This is a genomic window from Vibrio sp. MMH1-50, from assembly GCF_022347645.1.
Taxonomy (GTDB): domain Bacteria; phylum Pseudomonadota; class Gammaproteobacteria; order Enterobacterales; family Vibrionaceae; genus Vibrio; species Vibrio harveyi.
In genome coordinates, this window is record NZ_JAKRGG010000040.1 from 20,438 (window position 1) to 33,796 (window position 13,359).

The following is a 13,359-nucleotide window of genomic DNA, read 5'->3' on the forward strand; positions in this document are numbered from 1 at the left end:
GGCTACAAAAGAGCTTCCAAAATACTCGTTAATGAGTACACTGAGTAAACCGTGCACCTATTACTGCACGGTTTTTTTCATTTAATTAGATTAAGAAGTCAAAGGAATCATTCTAATGAGCAAACCCATTGTATTGAGTGGTGTTCAACCTTCAGGTGAACTAAGTATCGGTAACTACTTGGGTGCTCTACGTCAATGGCAGCAGATGCAAGACGATTATGATTGCCAGTACTGTGTGGTAGACCTTCACGCGATTACGGTTCGTCAGGACCCTAAAGCGCTGCATGAAGCGACTCTAGACGCACTGGCGATCTGTCTGGCAGTTGGTGTTGACCCGAAGAAGAGCACGCTATTTGTTCAGTCACACGTACCAGAGCATGCTCAACTTGGTTGGCTTCTTAACTGTTACACCCAAATGGGTGAACTGGGTCGTATGACGCAGTTTAAAGACAAATCTGCACGTTACTCAAACGACAACTCAAGCCAATTTGGTGATGTAAACGTTGGTCTGTTTGACTATCCAGTACTGATGGCGGCAGATATCCTGCTGTACGGTGCACATCAAGTGCCTGTAGGTAGCGACCAGAAGCAACATCTAGAGCTAGCGCGTGATATTGCTAACCGTTTTAACAATATCTACTCACCAGAGCAGCCAATCTTCCAAGTGCCAGAGCCTTACATTCCGACGGTAAATGCGCGTGTAATGAGCCTTCAAGACGCAACCAAGAAGATGTCTAAATCTGATGACAACCGTAAGAACGTTATCACGCTGTTGGAAGAGCCTAAGTCGATCATTAAGAAGATCAACAAAGCGCAAACCGACACAGAAACGCCACCGCGTATCGCTCACGACTGGGACAACAAGGCAGGTATCTCTAACCTAATGGGTCTGTACTCTGCGGCAACAGGCATGAGCTTTGAAGAGATTGAAGCGAAATACCAAGGCGTTGAAATGTACGGTCCATTCAAGAAAGACGTTGGTGAAGCTCTAGTTACTATGCTTGAGCCAATTCAGGCTGAATACCACCGCATTCGTGCTGACCGCGCTTACATGAACGAAGTAATGAAGCAAGGCGCTGAGAAAGCATCGGCACGTGCGGCTGAAACGTTGAAGAAAGCGTACGAAGCTGTAGGTTTTGTCGCTCGCCCATAGGTAAAATTCGAATACAAAAAAGCTCCACCATTGGTGGAGCTTTTTTTATGCTTATTTTCTGGAAGAGGCTTCTTCCTCGCAACGTGCCATATTGTAGTACTCGGCACGTCCTCGTGGTCCTGCAAACCATGCTTTTATAACAAAACCGCGTTCCGTGAAGTAACGCAGATCCTCGCATGCGATTTGATAGCTTGATTCGGTAATCGAAACTGGATCCCAAGCGTAACGCGAGAATCGCGGCAACTGAGCGGTGAAAGTAATCATCCCCTCATCACTTACATCAAAGTGTTCATACTGGTTAAGCTCGGCTTTAGCGTTCTCAATTAAGTGTTGGGTTGTGTTCGGCTTTAATGGTTGGCTTGTCTTGAGTTCGTCTGGGATGGCTTGGCATCCAGCAAGAAATACCGAGCAAGCGAGAGTTAGCGCAACTGGTTGAAATCGTCTCATTTTCAGTCCTGTTTTTAATATGAGTTTTTATGGATATCCTGCTGCGTTGTTATAACCCCTGATTATCAAATTGACTAGGTGTTAGTGTCGAAAATAATGATTAATTTATAAAATCAGCCATTAAAAGGAGAATGATTCGCAATAAAATAAAGAAAATGAACCACTAAATTAGCAAGTGTTGATGTTTATTGCTCGGAAAATGACCTAAGTAATATACGAAACAGCCTTGTTAAAACCATTATTAATATTTTGCTTAACATTATGGGAAATATAAAACTGAGTAATTGATCTAATTTTACATATTTAAAGTTATTGTTAATTCTGTTAACAACAAAATCTGTTGAATGTATAAAACACCTCATAATAATAACTAAATATTTGTGAAACATTTCTCAATTAGCATGCCTTTTACTTTTCTTTTTGCATAAAAAAGAGAGATTTATCTAGTTAATAAATGAATCAAGTTGAACTGTGATCTTCCTCACAAGGAATAGGTCAGGAGACTTTTCGCGCTCAAAACTTACCGATTAAACACTCAATAGTATTGGTTAAATAAACGCCAGAGCCCAGTTTGACATATAGAACGAAATTCCATTTGAAATTAAATACAACAAGGAAATAGGCATGCTGAAAAGAAATGCAGTGGCTATAGCGATCTCTTCGCTATTTATGGCGACAGCGGTCAATGCTGCGACCATATATGAAGATGACAACGGAGACTTTCTAAAACTGTATGGCGAAGTGGGTGTTGGCGGACATGTTGGCGCAAACTACGAATACGGTGAATTTTACACTGATGAAAAAAGCTACATCGATGACTCTTTCGCTACGTTAGGCGTCAAAGGTAAGCGAGACAAAATGCACTACCGTCTAGAGCTAGATTATGAACGTGAGAATTGGAAGCACGGTTCTGGCGATCTAGTTCTAACCATCGATAAATTATTTGTTGGCTACGATGTGTGGGAAAACCAGTACATTGAAGCCGGTCTGACGGATACAGCATTTGATGATTACGATAAGTGGGGTGACTTCACTTTTGATACAACTGTAGAAACTGGTGAAGCTGGTGACCAAGACGTAACAATCAAATACGAAGGTCGTTACTTTGATGATGTAAAAGTCGGTGCTTCATACACTTACGGTGGTAAGTCTTCATCTGGTTCTGAGCTGGGTGACATTGTGAACGGCTACATTGGCTACTTTGGCGATAGCTTCTCAGCTGTTGTAGGTTTAGAAGGTCGCGGTGGTTCTGATGGTAAGTCGAAGTACGGTGAACAACGTTTGGTTGGTTTTGGTATGCGTTACGCAGTTAACGACACCATTCACTTAGGCTTCAACGCGTTCTACGAAGAAGAAGATATTGCTCGCAAAGAAACGGTTGTCGATAACACCGATAAAGAGAACAAGCAAAGCATCTTCAATGATTACCAAACCCAAGAAAACCAAGGTGCTTTGGTTTCGGCGAAATACATTTTCACCAAACAGTGGGAGCTCGTGGGCTCTTACAACTACGAAGAATATGAAGCGTGGGATCCAAGCAGTGATGTTTGGGATGGTAAGCGATACAGCTGGGGTACAAGCCGCACATGGGGCACGCTAGGCGTGAACTACAAACCAACCAGCTCAAGCATTATTGCGCTTGAAATGAACGCTGGTGATGCTGCTCAAGACGCTTACGCTTATGCGCGCGTTTACTTCTAACCCACGATAGAGAGATTTCCCATGAATAAAAAAATGACCCTACTCGCGGGTGCGATTAGTAGTGTACTAAGTGGCGCAGCATTTGCGGATATTAACGACATCATTATTTCTGAGTATGTTGAAGGCTCGGCATCAAATAAAGCCGTCGAAATTACCAACATAGGCTCTGCAGCACATACCTTTGACGGTACACTGTCGCTGTACTACTCGTCTTACAAAAACCAGATTAAAGATAAAGATGGTAACAACGTACTGAAAGGTAAAGACGGTAGAACTTTACAACCTGGTAAGAGCATCGTTGTTATTAATGGTGACGCGGGTGCTGAAATGCGAGCGTTCATTGAACGTTTGGGCGGTAAGGACGTGACAGTTGTTGCTGGTACTTACGATGAAGTAAAACACTCAGCAATGAACTTCAACGGTGATGACGCAGTGTGGTTGGGTACAAGCTCAGCGGAAGCGGACATTAAGGATATCTTTGGTACTTACGGTTACAAGGGCGATAAGCTTTGGGATGACCGAACCATGCGCCGTAAAGCAGGTTCAACACAAGCGACGACATATGATGAATCTCAGTGGGACAAGTTTGCAAAAGACGACTTCGGTGGTCTTGGTGATCCTACTGCAGTAAATAACGATCCAATTACACCACCAGAAAACACGCCATGTGCTGATGCTGCAGGCAGTCTTTCTTACAAAACCATTGGTGAAGTGCAAGGTGAAGGTTATTCATCGCCTCTGATTGAGTCTGGTTACGAGTCGGCAGATGAGTACTTAGTGACAGGTGTTGTGAGTGCGGTAACTACGAATCTAGTGAAGGGTTTCTTCCTTTACGACAACAATGCTGATGGTAATGTTAAGACATCAGACGGTGTGTTCGTTCAGACGAAAGGCGAGCTGTCTCAAGACATGGTTGGTCAACAAATCTGTGTTCGTGCCAAAGTAAAAGAGAACTATGGTGTAACAACACTGATTCCAACGAATGACATTTGGGAAGTAGAAAACGCTTCTCAGGTACCACCAACACCAGTTGATATGGTTCGTATCGATAGCGATGATGAAAACTTCCGTTCGACACTGGAACGTCTAGAAGGCATGCCTGTTCGATTGGTGAAAGATATGGATGCAGCTGAAGATGGCGAGCAGAACATGCGTGTTTCTCGTTCGTTCAGCTTTGATTTTGATAGCTTCCGTAACAACATGGTATTGGCATACAAGCGTCCAAATCCACAGCCAAACCAAGATCATGTAGCAGGCAGCGCAGAATCTCTGGCACAAAAAGCAGAAAACAAAGACTTCCGTGTTTATGTTGATACCGATGCTAAAGCACCAAATGGTCAAATTCCTTACTACCCAGATTTCTTTGCTGATCCAAAGAAAAACTACATCCGCATCAACGACTCTGTCGTTGGTTTAGAAGGTGTTCTGCATTACTCGTACAACGAGTTCCGTTTGATCCCAACGAATACGGTTGATAGCAAAGCGTTTATCCACAATACCGATCGAACTAAAGCGCCTTCGATCAAGGAAACAAACGATGCGTACTCTGCGGCTGATTCATTCAACATTCGTATCGCAACACAAAACGTACTGAACTACTTCAACTCACCATATGGTGGTTCTGATAACAGCTTTGGTGACAACCGTGGTGCTGAATCACAGCTGGACTTTGATCGTCAACAAGCCAAGATTGTAGAAGCAATTTACGGTCTAGATGCGGATATCGTTGGTTTGATGGAAATCGAGAACAACGGTTTCGGTGACTTTGGTGCAATCAATGAATTGCTTGCCGCAATCAATGCGAAGTACTACGACGAAGATTACGGTGACCGTAATAAGTCAAACTCTATCCACAACCGTTACGTGTTCGTTGGTTTTGATAAAAACGGCGACACCATTCTGGATGACCAAGATACGGTCGGCTCTGATGCGATTACTACAGGTATTATTTACCGCCCATCAAAAGTCTCTGTGATCTCTGGTCAAGTTATCCCGATGCCAAGTCAACATGCACCAATGATCGTCGATGAAAACGGTGCTCCAATCACAGACAGCAAAGGTGAAATCCGTGAGAGCGGTGATAACTACCAACGTAATACGGTAGCGGCTACTTTCCAAGTCTTGAACACAGGTAAGCGTCTAACGGTTTCGGTAAACCACTTGAAATCTAAAGGTTCGACTTGTTACGAAGATTGGAAAGGTTGGGAAACATGGGAAAAATTCGATCCTTCAAAAGATGATGTGAAGAGCGATGGTGACTTCCAGGGTTCTTGTGAGAACTTCCGTGTTGCTGCGGCTTATCACCTAGGTGAAGAGATGGCGAAGATCGAAGGTGACAAAGTAGTTCTTGGTGACATGAACTCTTACGCACACGAAGATCCAATGCTGGTTCTAACGTCTAACCCAACAGGTAAAACTCTGACTGCAGCGGGTTACACCTTCATTGGTAAACTGCCTCAATTTGGTCCAGAAGGCAAAGTCATTACTAAGACTTACGGCTACATCAACGCGGTTGATCGAATGATGCCTGCAGGCGAAACGGCTTGGAGTTACTCATACAATGATGAAGTGGGCTCGTTGGATCACCTATTGATCTCTGGTTCACTAGATAAGCGCTTAATTGATGCTGTTGATTGGCACATCAATGCGCCAGAGTCGTCACTGTACGATTACAACAGCAAGTACAAGGGCGGTGATACGAATGAACCAAACCCATTCTACTCACAAGACCCATACCGTTCGTCTGACCACGATTCTGCTCTCGTTACACTAGGCTACAAGTACGGTGAGGCTGGTGAGCGACTTGTGACAATCGCAACGAAGAGCGGTCGCGCAGATATCGGTTACGCAGTTCCAGCGACGGCTCAAAAGGGTGATGTAGCAACCTTGTCTATTTCTCCTGTTCCGGCTGATGCTCCAGCACTACCAAAAGTGACACTGGATAAAGATGGTGCGCAAATGGTGATGTTTGATTCAGCAAAACTACCAGTAGGTAAGTATGAGCTGACGATGACTCTGAACAACGAAACTTCAGGTGTTGTTAACCAGAAAGTGACGGATGTGGAGTTTATTAAACGTGATTCAAGCAATGTGAAACCTGTTCACCCAGAAAAAGATGGTTCTGGTGGTTCATTTGGCTTTGGCGCGCTACTTGCGATGCTAGGTCTAGGCTTCCTACGCCGTCGTCGCTAAGCGAATTTATTTCCTGACAAACAGTTCCTAAATAGCTGTAAAGACCAAAGGCCAGCCTATGCTGGCCTTTTTATTCAGCAAAAACTTGCCTTTCTTGCTTGGTATAGCAAAATACCGCCCTTGATTGTCACGAACGTGGCGATTCACCACTTAAGCATTGCCAAAACGGATTGGAGCAACCGACCTTTTATGTTGTTGATCATCGATAACTACGACTCTTTTACCTACAACCTTTACCAATACTTCTGCGAGCTTGGTGTAGACGTAAAGGTGGTGCGTAACGATGAAATCGACATCCAAGGCATTGAGGCGCTCAACCCAACTCATTTGGTGATCTCTCCAGGTCCCTGTACCCCTAACGAAGCGGGTATCTCTCTACAAGCTATCGAATACTTTGCTGGTAAGTTACCAATCTTAGGCGTTTGCCTTGGTCATCAGGCGATTGCGCAGGTGTTTGGAGGGGAAGTGGTACGTGCTCGACAAGTGATGCACGGCAAGACATCACCAATTCGTCACAACGGTCGCAGTGTGTTTAAAAACCTTAATAACCCACTTACGGTAACCCGCTACCACTCTCTCGTGGTGAAAAACGGCACATTACCTGATGTGTTTGAATTGACCGCTTGGACTAAACTGCCTGACGGAGCCATGGACGAAATCATGGGTTATCAGCATAAAACCCTGCCAATTGACGCGGTACAGTTCCATCCTGAGTCGATTAAGACAGAACAAGGTCACGAACTGCTTGCGAACTTTCTTGCGCGCAAAGCGATCTGATCGCGATCACCTTTCTTAACAAATTCTTCATGTTTTTCGCCTGAGAATGGGAATGCAAAACTATGCGTTCTGTCTATTTGGTGGCGGCTATTCATTTTTCTCATTTCTTTCTAAACCTTGCTATACATAACTTTTATAAAAAATCGCTTCTCTATTTGCGTTTCTTGGTGCATAAATAATCATAGATAGTGAGTATGGGTAGTCGCGCTCGGAAGCGAAAAGAATAAATCACTATTGAAATGGTTAATTAAATGTAAATACAATGCCGCAATAGCTTAAATGCAAAACATTATTTGCTGGCAAAGAGTGCCGGTTAAATTCGCTTATCTGCTAGGCATGCGGTATCAAGAAGGAATGTGCAATGACAACGGAAAACAAAGTAGAGCGCGGTTTATTCGATGAGGTAATGGTACCTTGCTATAACCCGATGGAAATGATCCCTGTAAAAGGTGAAGGTTCACGCATTTGGGATCAGAACGGAAATGAATACATCGACTTTGCTGGTGGTATTGCGGTGAGCTGTCTTGGTCATTGTCACCCAGTTATGGTGAACGCATTGACTGAGCAAGGTAACAAGCTTTGGCACCTAAGTAATGTTATGACTAACGAGCCAGCACTGCGATTGGCGAAGAAGTTAACAGAAGTCAGCTTTGCTGAGCGCGTGTTCTTCGCTAACTCTGGCGCAGAAGCAAACGAAGCGGCACTAAAGCTAGCACGTCGTTACGCAGCAGACGTTCATGGTACAGAGAAATCTGAAATCATCGCATTCAAACAAGGTTTCCACGGTCGTACTTTCTTCACGGTAACAGTAGGCGGTCAAGCGGCTTACTCAGACGGTTTTGGTCCTAAACCTGGCGATGTGACACACCTTCCTTACAACGATATCGAAGCACTTCAAGCACACATGTCGGATCGCACTTGTGCCGTAATGATGGAGCCTCTGCAAGGTGAGGGCGGCATCATTCCACCAACACCTGAGTTCGCTCAAGCAGTTCGTGAACTGTGTGACAAGCACAACGCACTGTTGATCTTCGATGAAGTGCAAACTGGTAACGGTCGTACGGGTCACTTCTACGCATACCAAGGTCTAGGCATCACGCCAGACATCCTAAGCACAGCGAAATCACTGGGTGGCGGTTTCCCTATCGGTGCCATGCTAACGACGGCAAAATTGGCTGAGCACATGAAAGTGGGCACGCACGGTTCAACTTACGGTGGTAACCCACTAGCGTGTGCAGTTGCAGAAGCAGTTGTTGAAGAAGTGACAAAACCAGAAGTACTGGCTGGCGTACTAGAGCGTGAAGCCATGTTCCGTGAAGGTCTGGAGAAGATTAACGCGAAATACAACATCTTCTCTGAAGTGCGCGGCAAAGGTCTACTGCTTGGTGCTGCACTGAATGAAGAATGGCAAGGTCGTGCGCGTGACGTACTGGTTGCTGCAGGTAAACAAGGTCTCATGGTATTGGTTGCGGGTGCCAATGTCGTACGTTTCACACCATCACTCGTTATCACACAACAAGAAATCGAAGAAGGTTTGGCGAAGCTAGATAAAGCGATCGCAACGCTGGTTTAAGCGCGATCTCCGCTTATCGTCAACCTAGACACCCCCATCAAGGATCTCTGATGGGGGTATTGTTCCTACAATATAGTTAGGATCTTCTTGCATCTGGAGGGAGTATTGATGCTAGTAGTTCGCCCTATCGCAATGTCGGATTATGACGCGCTGCACACCTGTGCGGTTGAGTCAGGTCATGGATTTACATCTCTACCGGTTAACGAAGAACTGTTAACCAATCGAATCAAACACTCAGAATACAGTTTTGGCAAACCTGACGTTAAGGAAGCCGGTGATGAAGGCTACCTAATGGTGGGTTTTGAATCTGAAACTGGTGAAGTGGCAGGTACCACAGGTATTGAAGCTTCGATCGGCTGGGATGTGCCTTTTTATTCTTACCACATCAGCAAAGTGGTGCACTCGTCACCAAAGCTTGGCGTAAACAACGTGGTTAAGCTACTGACGTTTGGTAACAACTACACGGGTAACAGCGAAATCTGTACCTTGTTCCTACGTGAGAAATTCCGAGGTGGCTTGAACGGGCGTTTGATGTCCAAGTGTCGTTTCTTAATGATGGCAGAGCACCCAGAGCGTTTCTCGGAAACCATCTTTGCTGAGATGCGTGGCGTGTCAGATGAGAACGGTAACTCGCCATTCTGGCAGTGGCTTCAAGAGCATTTCTTCTCTATCGATTTCACTCTGGCAGATTACCTAACGGGTATCGGCAAGAAAGGCTTTATCGCTGACTTGATGCCGAAGTTGCCAATCTACATCAACCTGTTGAGCCCTGAAGCGCAAGCTGTGATTGGTCAAGTGCATGACAACACGCGCCCTGCTTTGAAGCTACTAGAGAACGAAGGTTTCACCAATCGTGGTTACGTCGACATCTTCGATGGTGGTCCAACGGTGGAGTGTGACTTACGTAATATCGAATCGGTACGCCACTCATTCCGTGCGCAAGTCAAAATCTCGGAGCACACCAGCACACAAGACTTCTTGATGTGTAACTCATCATTCGAGAACTTCCGTGCAGCCGCAGCAAAAGCAGCGTATGACGCAGAAACGCAAAGCGTAGTGCTTGCACCAGAATTGGCGGATGCACTCTTGGTTGAGGAAGGGGATTTTGTTCGCCTTCTTCCGCAGTAACTGACGACAGAATTTAAGGATAGAAACAATGACACATTGGATTGCAGGTGAATGGGTACAAGGTCAGGGTGAAGCATTTACGTCTCTGTCGCCTTACAACCAAGAAGTGATCTGGCAAGGCAACGGCGCAACAGCAGAGCAGGTTAACCAAGCGGTATCTGCGGCGCGTGAAGCGTTTGTTGATTGGAAGAAGCGTCCATTCGCAGAGCGCGAAGCGATCGTGTTGGCTTTTGCTGAGAAAGTAAAAGAGAACAGCGAAAAAATCGCTGAAGTGATTGCCAAAGAAACCGGTAAGCCAATCTGGGAAACACGCACCGAAGCGGCTGCAATGGCAGGTAAAATCGCGATTTCTATTCGTGCTTACCACGACCGTACGGGCGAAGCGACACGTGAAGCCGCAGGCAACCAAATTGTATTGCGTCATCGCCCACTAGGTGTGATGGCGGTGTTTGGTCCTTATAACTTCCCAGGTCACTTGCCAAATGGTCACATCGTGCCAGCACTATTGGCTGGTAACACCGTGGTCTTCAAACCGTCTGAGCAAACGCCATGGACGGGTGAACTCGCTATGAAGCTGTGGGAAGAGGTCGGTCTACCAAAAGGTGTGATTAACCTAGTCCAAGGCGCGAAAGAAACCGGTATTGCGCTGGCGGATGCGAAAGGTATCGATGGCGTGCTGTTTACTGGGAGTGCAAACACAGGTCATGTTCTACATCGTCAGTTTGCTGGTCAGCCGGGCAAAATGCTGGCGCTTGAAATGGGTGGTAACAACCCGATGGTTATCTCGGATAACTACGGCGACCTAGACGCAACGGTTTACACCATTATTCAATCTGCCTTCATCAGTGCAGGGCAACGCTGTACCTGTGCTCGTCGTCTATACATTCCATTTGGCGACAAGGGTGATGCAGTTATTACTAAGCTGGTGGAAGCGACACTCAATATTCGCGTAGACCAACCATTTGCAGAGCCAGCGCCTTTCATGGGACCGCAAATTTCGGTAGCGGCGGCCAAGTTCATTCTCGATGCACAAGCGAACTTGCAATCACTGGGTGGCGAAAGCTTGATTGAAGCAAAAGCAGGCGAAGCGGCGTTTGTTTCTCCGGGCATCATCGATGTGACGAACATTGCCGAGTTGCCAGATGAAGAGTACTTCGGCCCACTTCTGCAAGTGGTGCGCTATGAAGGGCTAGAGAAAGCAGTAGAGCTGGCGAACGATACGCGCTTTGGTCTCTCTGCGGGTCTGGTCTCAACCGACGACCAAGAGTGGGAATACTTCGTGGACCACATTCGTGCTGGCATCGTGAACCGCAACCGTCAGCTGACGGGTGCAAGTGGTGATGCACCATTTGGTGGTCCGGGTGCGTCGGGTAACCTACGTCCAAGTGCTTACTACGCAGCAGACTACTGTGCGTACCCAATGGCATCAATGGAAGGACAAGAGACGGTCTTACCTGCCACATTGAGCCCGGGTGTAAGCCTGTAATAGAGAAACACGAAGTGGTGACAAAGTATCGCCGCTTCTCTCTGCCGGAGCTATTTACCAAGTTAGGATTCTGGTAAGCGCGCTGGCAAACGCCAAAGGCGAGCTTAAGACTCTCCAGAGCATGTTGACTGACTGGCACTTATGCCACACATACCGTCACAGGTTGATGACCGCTCGTTCGTGATTCTGGACAGCCCACGGGCTGTGAACGAGCGGTCAACTTCCTCTTACCCCTAACTCTACATTTCATAACAAGGAGTCGTTATGACGCCCGATGTGTTATTTGAATCGCTATGGCAAGACTACATTCAACGTCTTTGCCCTTCTGCTGCTAAAGTTCATCAGCTTCTTCAAGAAGATGAGCCTCTGATTAATGACCATATTGCGCTACGTACGTTTAATGTCGCTCCCCTAGGCATTGAAACGTTAGCGAAGCCATTCCTAGCGGTGGGTTACAAAGCCTGTGGTGACTACGTATTTGAAAGCAAAAAGCTGGTGGCAAAACATTTTGAGCACCCAGATCCGAAACAGCCAAAAGTCTTCATCAGTGAATTGAAAGTGGATGAATGCTCACCAGAGCTACAAGCCATCGTTCATAAACTGGTAGAGCAGGTTGATGCGTCTAAATTGACCAGCAGTGACTTCTTGTACGGCGGACGTTTGTGGGACCTTAGCTATGCTGACTTCCAGATCTTAGCGAAAGAGAGTGAGTACGCTTCTTGGCTTGCTGCGCACGGTTACGGAGCGAACCACTTCACAGTGAGTGTGAATCAACTCAATCAGCATGAAGATGTGAAGCAAGTGAACGACCACCTACGCACCGTAGGCTTTATCATCAACGAGAATGGCGGTGAAGTAAAAGGCACGCCAGAGGTGCTACTAGAGCAATCATCGACCATGGCAGACAAAGTGCCAGTGACCTTCACTGAAGGGGTTGAGGTGATTCCTGGAGGCTTCTACGAGTTTGCTAAGCGCTACCCAATGGATAACGGTGAGTTGTACCCAGGGTTTGTAGCTGCATCGGCAGATAAGATCTTCGAGAGTACCAACGGTTAATAGATACAAGACGAGAGCCGCTTCGCTTCGAGAGGGTTTTTACTTGGAATCTGAGAAGGCTTCATCTCAAAGGATGAAGTCCGTTGTGAAGTGCAGTGCTCTCGACTCTCAATGTCTAACTCCCAAAAAAGAAAAAGCCACCAAACTTGCATTTGGTGGCTTTTAAATTTTTTAAACGTTAATCGAGATTAACGAGTCCCGTAAACAACGATAGTCTTACCGTGCGCAGAAATTAGGTTCTGCTCTTCTAGCATCTTCAAGATACGACCTACTGTCTCACGAGAACAGCCAACGATTTGACCGATTTCTTGACGAGTGATCTTGATTTGCATGCCGTCTGGGTGCGTCATCGCATCTGGTTGTTTAGCAAGGTTCAGAAGAGTCTGAGCGATACGACCAGTTACGTCTAGGAACGCTAGGTCACCCACTTTTTGGCTAGTAACTTGTAGACGACGAGCCATTTGCGCCGAAAGACGCATTAGGATGTCTGGGTTAACTTGGATAAGTTGACGGAATTTCTTGAAAGAAATCTCTGCCACTTCACAAGGAGATTTAGCGCGAACCCAAGCTGTACGCTCTTGGTCTTCTTCGAATAGACCAAGCTCACCAATGAAGTCGCCTTGGTTTAGGTAAGAAAGGATCATTTCCTTACCTTCTTCGTCTTTGATAAGAACCGCAACAGAACCTTTAACGATGTAGTACAAAGTCTCTGCTTTTTCGCCCGCGTGAATTAGCGTGCTCTTTGATGGGTACTTATGAATATGACAGTGTGAAAGAAACCACTCTAATGTTGGGTCGGTTTGAGGTTTACCTAGAACCATAATATCTCACTTCCTCTGCAGGGTA

The 13,359-nt window shown here is 46.1% G+C and carries 10 protein-coding genes; 8 read left to right on the top strand and 2 right to left on the bottom strand.

Translation table 11 applies throughout. The annotated features are described in order from the left end of the window. The first annotated feature begins 115 nt into the window (after positions 1–115). Positions 116–1,153: a tryptophan--tRNA ligase gene (trpS, locus tag MHO32_RS21655; RefSeq protein WP_009703488.1), complete on the top strand. Its 1,038-nt coding sequence runs from the start codon at positions 116–118 to the stop codon at positions 1,151–1,153. Positions 1,154–1,204: 51 nt separating this feature from the next. On the opposite strand, the gene MHO32_RS21660 is transcribed toward trpS, so the two are convergent. Then, the gene (locus MHO32_RS21660) at positions 1,205–1,600 is read right to left on the bottom strand and encodes a hypothetical protein (protein WP_005451435.1); all 396 of its coding nucleotides are present in this window, start codon (positions 1,598–1,600) and stop codon (positions 1,205–1,207) included. 624 nt (positions 1,601–2,224) lie between these two features. Here MHO32_RS21660 and MHO32_RS21665 point away from each other — a divergent pair. The 7 genes from MHO32_RS21665 to MHO32_RS21695 all read left to right on the top strand — a co-directional run bounded on the left by MHO32_RS21665 (position 2,225) and on the right by MHO32_RS21695 (position 12,513). Then, complete coding sequence (locus tag MHO32_RS21665) at positions 2,225–3,301, top strand: porin (protein WP_005451442.1); 1,077 nt, start codon at positions 2,225–2,227, stop codon at positions 3,299–3,301. Between the two features lie 21 nt (positions 3,302–3,322). After that, entirely contained in the window at positions 3,323–6,493 is a 3,171-nt protein-coding gene (locus tag MHO32_RS21670; protein WP_050902190.1) for an ExeM/NucH family extracellular endonuclease, read from the top strand. A 189-nt stretch (positions 6,494–6,682) separates the two neighbouring features. Further along, complete coding sequence (locus MHO32_RS21675; RefSeq protein WP_239213909.1) at positions 6,683–7,270, top strand: aminodeoxychorismate/anthranilate synthase component II; 588 nt, start codon at positions 6,683–6,685, stop codon at positions 7,268–7,270. A gap of 361 nt (positions 7,271–7,631) precedes the next feature. Beyond that, positions 7,632–8,843: an aspartate aminotransferase family protein gene (locus tag MHO32_RS21680; protein WP_005438347.1), complete on the top strand. Its 1,212-nt coding sequence runs from the start codon at positions 7,632–7,634 to the stop codon at positions 8,841–8,843. 108 nt (positions 8,844–8,951) lie between these two features. Beyond that, positions 8,952–9,971: an arginine N-succinyltransferase gene (astA, locus tag MHO32_RS21685; protein WP_010443978.1), complete on the top strand. Its 1,020-nt coding sequence runs from the start codon at positions 8,952–8,954 to the stop codon at positions 9,969–9,971. Between the two features lie 28 nt (positions 9,972–9,999). Further along, the gene (gene astD / locus MHO32_RS21690) at positions 10,000–11,457 is read left to right on the top strand and encodes a succinylglutamate-semialdehyde dehydrogenase (RefSeq protein WP_132699846.1); all 1,458 of its coding nucleotides are present in this window, start codon (positions 10,000–10,002) and stop codon (positions 11,455–11,457) included. Positions 11,458–11,721: 264 nt separating this feature from the next. Continuing rightward, positions 11,722–12,513 carry a DUF1338 domain-containing protein gene (locus MHO32_RS21695; protein ID WP_069218131.1) on the top strand — a complete coding sequence of 264 codons (792 nt, stop codon included), beginning with the start codon at positions 11,722–11,724 and terminating at the stop codon, positions 12,511–12,513. Positions 12,514–12,701: 188 nt separating this feature from the next. Here the strand turns inward: MHO32_RS21695 and crp are convergent, their stop codons facing one another. After that, positions 12,702–13,334 (bottom strand): cAMP-activated global transcriptional regulator CRP, encoded by a 633-nt coding sequence (gene crp / locus MHO32_RS21700; protein ID WP_005381432.1) that lies wholly within the window; start codon positions 13,332–13,334, stop codon positions 12,702–12,704. Positions 13,335–13,359: the final 25 nt, after the last annotated feature.

Coding starts and splice junctions, on each gene's coding strand:
- trpS (WP_009703488.1), top strand. CDS start 116: ATGAGCAAACCCATTGTATTGAGTGGTGTTCAACCTTCAGGTGAACTA.
- MHO32_RS21660 (WP_005451435.1), bottom strand. CDS start 1,600: ATGAGACGATTTCAACCAGTTGCGCTAACTCTCGCTTGCTCGGTATTT.
- MHO32_RS21665 (WP_005451442.1), top strand. CDS start 2,225: ATGCTGAAAAGAAATGCAGTGGCTATAGCGATCTCTTCGCTATTTATG.
- MHO32_RS21670 (WP_050902190.1), top strand. CDS start 3,323: ATGAATAAAAAAATGACCCTACTCGCGGGTGCGATTAGTAGTGTACTA.
- MHO32_RS21675 (WP_239213909.1), top strand. CDS start 6,683: ATGTTGTTGATCATCGATAACTACGACTCTTTTACCTACAACCTTTAC.
- MHO32_RS21680 (WP_005438347.1), top strand. CDS start 7,632: ATGACAACGGAAAACAAAGTAGAGCGCGGTTTATTCGATGAGGTAATG.
- astA (WP_010443978.1), top strand. CDS start 8,952: ATGCTAGTAGTTCGCCCTATCGCAATGTCGGATTATGACGCGCTGCAC.
- astD (WP_132699846.1), top strand. CDS start 10,000: ATGACACATTGGATTGCAGGTGAATGGGTACAAGGTCAGGGTGAAGCA.
- MHO32_RS21695 (WP_069218131.1), top strand. CDS start 11,722: ATGACGCCCGATGTGTTATTTGAATCGCTATGGCAAGACTACATTCAA.
- crp (WP_005381432.1), bottom strand. CDS start 13,334: ATGGTTCTAGGTAAACCTCAAACCGACCCAACATTAGAGTGGTTTCTT.